The following is a 4,913-nucleotide window of genomic DNA, read 5'->3' on the forward strand; positions in this document are numbered from 1 at the left end:
CGAAGCTGCTGGACGAGAAGGTCGCCCGGCTGCACCTGGACGCGCTCGGGGTCAACCTCACCCGCATGACCAAGGCCCAGGCCGAGTACATCGGCGTCGACGTCAACGGGCCCTACAAGCCCGAACACTACCGCTACTGATTCGTTCGGCTACGGCCTGAGCGACCGGTGGTCGCCGCCACCGCCCGGGGTTTGCAGCCTCGGGCGGTGGCGGCCCCCGAAAAACCAGCAACTCCCGTCGAGGCCGCGGCGCCGAACACTTCGCGCCCCCTCGAATTCCGATTTTTCCGGCAGTACGGTTGCTGCTCGCGCGGCTGCTCCAGCGACGCGGCCGGGTGTGCGCGGTGACCGGCTAGGAAGGAAAACCTGAGGCCGACATGCACACGATCGCACTCGAAATGGCACCGCCCGACCTGGACGGCGGACAGGAGAGGGCCGTGGAGGAAGGCCGCAAGGTGGCCGAGAACAGCCGCGCCGCCGGGCTCGCCGACCGCATCGGGCACCTCATGATCCCGGGCATCATCGCCGAGGACGACGACCGTCCGATCGAGATGAAGCCGAAGATGGACGTCATCGATTTCTGGAACGCGGTGCGTCCGGAGATCGGCGACGTCAAGGGCCTGTGCACGCAGGTCACCGCGTTCATGGACAAGCCGCAGCTGACCGAGCGGCTCAAGCACCTGCGCAGCGCCGGGATGGAAGGCATCACGTTCGTCGGCGTGCCGCGCACCATGGCCGACGGCGAAGGCGGCGGGATCCCGCCGACCGACGCCTTAACCCAGTTCCAGGACATCGTGCCCAACCGCGGCTCGATCCTCATCCCGACCCGCGAGGGCGAGCCCGGCCGGTTCAACTTCAAGTGCGACCGCGGCGCGACGTACGGCATGACGCAGCTGCTGTACTCCGACGCGATCGTCGGATTCCTGCGGGAATTCGCGGAGAAGACGCCGCACCGCCCGGAGATCCTGCTCTCGTTCGGTTTCGTGCCGAGCGTCGAAGGCAAGCGCGGACTGATCGACTGGCTCATCCAGGACCCCGGCAACCCGGCCGTCGAGGCCGAGCAGAAGTGGGTCGCCGCGATCAGCGAGCTCGGCTTCGAGCAGCGCAAGCAGAAGCATCTCGACGTGTACAAGAGCGTCATCGACGGGGTGGCCGACCTCGGCTTCCCGCTGAGCCTGCACCTGGAGGCACCGTACGGCTACTCCAAGCCGGCCTTCGACGTGTTCGCGGAGATGCTCGACTACTGGTCCCCGACACCGGCCTGATCGCCTGTTGTTGAGCTCGTGTTGCGTGCGCCTTCCGGCGCTCTCCCGCTGCGGGATCTCTCCTCCCTTCGATACCCGAGCGGTTCGCCGGAAGTGAACGGATCGTCCGCCCGGCGGGCGGTCCGTTCACTCCGCGCCCCTGCAGCTCAATCGCGCGGTCGTGCCAGGACGTTCGCGACGGCGTTGATGTCGGCGGGCGCGACGCGGCAGCAACCGCCGACGATGCGGGCTCCCGCTGCGACCCAATCGCGCACCAGCGCCGCGTCGAACCGGGACGGCCCCGTCCAGTCCTGCCGTCCGGCGTTCCAGCCTTCGCCGCTGTTCGGATAGACCACGACGGGTTTTCCGGTCATCTCGCGAGCGATCGGCACCGCCCGCGTGGCATCGGCGGGCGTGCAGCAGTTGATGCCGACCGCGAGCACGTCGTCCCGACCGGCGGCTACGGCGAACGCCTCCTCCAGCGGCTGTCCGGCGCGAGTGCGCTCGCCATCGATGTTGTACGAGAGCCAAGCGGGCACGTCGACGTCGCCGAGCACTTCCAGCAGCGCGGCCGCCTCGTCCACGTCCGGAACCGTCTCCAGCGCGAGCAGGTCGGGCCCGGCTTCGGCGAGGACTTCCAGCCGTGGCCGGTGGAACCCGACGAGTTCGCGGTGGCTCAGGCCGTAGCGGCCGCGGAACTCCGAACCGTCCGCCAGCACCGCCCCGTACGGGCCCACCGATGCCGCGACCAAGCGCCGCTTGCCCGCATCTCGCTGCGCGGCCCGCTTGGCCAGCTCGACGCTGCGACGCATCAGCCCGGCCGCGTGCTCGCGATCGAAGCCGTGCGCGGCGAAACCCGCGAAGCCCGCCTGGTAGCTCGCCGTGGTCACGATGTCCGCACCGGCCGCGAAGAACGCCTCGTGCGCGGCGACTATCTCTTCCGGTGCCGATGCCAGGAACTGCGCCGACCACAAGTCGCCGGAGAGATCACCCCCGCGCGCCTCCAGTTGCGTGCCCAGCCCGCCGTCGAGCACCAGCGGCTCGTCGAGTTCCATGTCCCCACGGTAAAAGCCCGCCATGGCGGGATGTCGCCAGTACCGCCACCGGGTACGCCGCACGCGTGATCATGCCCGCATGGCCGGAGTCGCAACTTCCACCGCCCAGGCCGCGCTCACCTTCGCGGCGGCGCTCGCGGTGACCCTCGTTCCCGCCGGGTCCGCGCACGCGGCGACCGCCTACTGCGAAAGCCTCACCGACGCGTCGAACCAGGAGTGGATGAGCGGGCTGCCCGACGACACCGGCCTCGCGGCGCTGTCCGTTCCCGGCACGCACGACACCTTGTCGTTGCACGGCGGCGAGATCACGCAGACCCAGGAGGACCACGGCGACAGCGCCGAAACCCTCACCGCGCAGCTCGACGCCGGCATCCGCGCCATCGACATCCGGGTGCGCAAGGTGGACAACGAGTTCACCGTCCACCACGGAACCTTCTACCAGCACGCCAACTTCGCCGACGTGCTGGCGAAGGCCGGTGACTTCCTCGCCGCCCACCCCGGCGAGACCGTGCTGCTGCGGCTGAAAGCCGAGTGCACCGGCGAAGTCGGCTCGTGCACCGACGAGTCCAGCGACCTGAGCACCGCGGAGATCCTGGACCGCTACCAGCAGAACGATCCCAACGGGCACTACCTGTACAACCCAGCTTCCGATGGCACGGCTTCCGATGGGACGCCTACGCTGGGTGCCGCCCGCGGCAAGATCGTGCTCACCGCACTGCAGGAAGCCCAAGGCGGCTTGGTCGACGGATACGGGCTGGAGCAGTTCAACGACGACAACTGGGGCGACTACGTCCAGGACGAGTACGAAGTGCCCACCGTCGGCGACATCGAGCAGAAGTGGAACCACGTGCGGGAGCACTGGGACAAGACGAACTCCGCCGATCCCGCGGAGATGTTCCTGAACTTCACCAGCGGCTCCAGCCTCGGCGCCGACCCGAAAGACGTCGCTTGCGGCGCGAGCGGGGCCCGCGGCGTCAACGACCACGCCCTGGAACATCTCGGTGGCAACGACGTGCCGCGCACCGGCGTGGTGCTGATGGACTTCCCCGGCTCGGACCTGATCAACGAGGTCATCTCCCGCAACGGCGCCTGATTGGCGCCGGTGGGCTCCGGGTAGGGCGGAATCGAGAAGGTTCGCCCGACCGGGAGGAGTCGCGATGCCGGCGAAGACCGAGAACGGACCACAGCTGATGCCCGAAACCGAGCGGTTGGCCACCGGCAAGAACTTCGCCGCCGTGTCCACGGTGCTGCCCAGCGGGCGGATCCAGAGCCAGACGATCTGGGTGGACGTGGACGACGACCAGCTGGTGCTCAACACCGAGACGCACCGCGCGAAGTACCTCAACGTGCAGCGGGACCCCCGGATCACCGTGCTGATCAGGGACGAGCAGGACCCGTACCGCTACGCGGAGGTGCGTGGCCGGGTCTCGGCCACGACCACCGGCGACCGCGCCCGGCGGCAGGTGGACGAACTCGCGCACAAGTACATCGGCAAGGACTACCCGCCGGAAGCGATCAAGAGCGACCGCGTGACCATCTGGATCGTCCCGGAGCGCCAGACCTTCATCGATCAGAGCAGGGGTGTCGCGGACTGACCCGGCCTCCGGTGCTGGGCCCGCGGCGGCGCGGTCCACCGACTGGGATGTCGAGTCGTGATGTGTCGGAGGAAGCCGGTTGCGACAAGTGCTGAATTGAGTCCACCGGCCGATCACCGAAGATGAAAGGAGTCCTGATATCTGAGGAGGGGGTCGTGATGTCCGAGGAGTGGCACCGCAGTACTCGAAGCGGGTCGACGGGCAACTGCGTCGAGGTCGCGTGCACGGGGACGGCCACGCTGATCCGGGACTCCAAAGAACCCCACGGGGCGCTGCTGCGGGTGTCGAAGGAGCGGTGGCGAGGCTTCCTGGCTTCGATCGGTTCGGGGCGCTGCGACCGTCGGAAGCTGCCCGCAACGGCGGAATGACGCAGGTCCTTCGCAGCATGTGATAACCGCCGAGCACCGCGTTTCAACCGCGCAAGCCGCTGTGACCAGCGCGGACGTCGCTGCCGAAAGCATCACCGAGGGTCGGTCCCGCCGGGTGGAGGTGGGCTCGTCCGCACCCGAACGGTTAGCGTGGGTGCGAACGGGTGAACGGAGGGTCGATGGACACGGAGAGCACACTCGCGGCGCTGCGGGCCGAGCTACCGCAGGAACAGCTGGTCACCGATCCGGACTCCGTCGCCCGCTACGCCCACGACGAAGCCGAATGGGCGCCGCACGGGACCCCGGCCGCCGTCGTGCGCCCCACCGCCACCGAAGACGTCGTCGCCGTGGTCAAAGTGTGCGCGCAACTCGGTGTGCCGGTGGTGCCGCGGGGAGCCGGCACCGGCCTCTCCGGCGGTGCCAACGCGCTGGACGGCTGCGTGCTGATCTCTTTCGAGCTGATGACTTCGGTCTTGGAGATCAACCCGCGCGAACAGCTCGCCGTGGTCCAGCCCGGTGCGGTCAACGATGACTTCCGCGCCGCCTGCCGCGAGCACGGCGCCTGGTATCCACCGGACCCGGCGAGCTCGCCCTGGTCCACGATCGGCGGCAACGTCGCCACCAACGCGGGCGGCGTCTGCTGCGTCAAATA

At 68.8% G+C, this 4,913-nt stretch carries 7 protein-coding genes; 6 read left to right on the top strand and 1 reads right to left on the bottom strand.

All coding sequences use genetic code 11. The features are described 5' to 3' along the window. The coding region (locus tag IJH84_RS20490) for an adenosylhomocysteinase (RefSeq protein ID WP_295145293.1) at positions 1–140 on the top strand (140 nt) is incomplete at its 5' end. A 236-nt stretch (positions 141–376) separates the two neighbouring features. After that, a complete protein-coding gene (locus tag IJH84_RS20495; RefSeq protein WP_295147722.1) occupies positions 377–1,264 on the top strand; it encodes a mycobacterial-type methylenetetrahydrofolate reductase in 888 nt (295 codons plus the stop codon). Between the two features lie 146 nt (positions 1,265–1,410). Here IJH84_RS20495 and mmuM read toward each other — a convergent pair whose 3' ends face one another. Further along, positions 1,411–2,298 carry a homocysteine S-methyltransferase gene (gene mmuM, locus IJH84_RS20500; protein ID WP_295147725.1) on the bottom strand — a complete coding sequence of 296 codons (888 nt, stop codon included), beginning with the start codon at positions 2,296–2,298 and terminating at the stop codon, positions 1,411–1,413. A gap of 79 nt (positions 2,299–2,377) precedes the next feature. Between mmuM and IJH84_RS20505 the strand changes: the two genes are divergently transcribed. The 4 genes from IJH84_RS20505 to IJH84_RS20520 form a co-directional block, all read left to right on the top strand. Beyond that, positions 2,378–3,391 (top strand): phosphatidylinositol-specific phospholipase C, encoded by a 1,014-nt coding sequence (locus IJH84_RS20505; protein WP_295147727.1) that lies wholly within the window; start codon positions 2,378–2,380, stop codon positions 3,389–3,391. A gap of 64 nt (positions 3,392–3,455) precedes the next feature. Then, entirely contained in the window at positions 3,456–3,893 is a 438-nt protein-coding gene (locus IJH84_RS20510; RefSeq protein ID WP_200070766.1) for a PPOX class F420-dependent oxidoreductase, read from the top strand. A 158-nt stretch (positions 3,894–4,051) separates the two neighbouring features. Then, positions 4,052–4,261, top strand: coding sequence for a DUF397 domain-containing protein (locus tag IJH84_RS20515; protein ID WP_200070765.1), 210 nt, complete (start codon positions 4,052–4,054; stop codon positions 4,259–4,261). A 179-nt stretch (positions 4,262–4,440) separates the two neighbouring features. Further along, a partial coding sequence (locus IJH84_RS20520) for an FAD-binding oxidoreductase (protein ID WP_295147732.1) occupies positions 4,441–4,913 on the top strand: 473 nt, incomplete at its 3' end.

This window comes from Saccharopolyspora sp., assembly GCF_017434145.1.
In the GTDB taxonomy this organism is placed as follows: Bacteria; Actinomycetota; Actinomycetes; order Mycobacteriales; family Pseudonocardiaceae; genus Saccharopolyspora_C; species Saccharopolyspora_C galaxeae.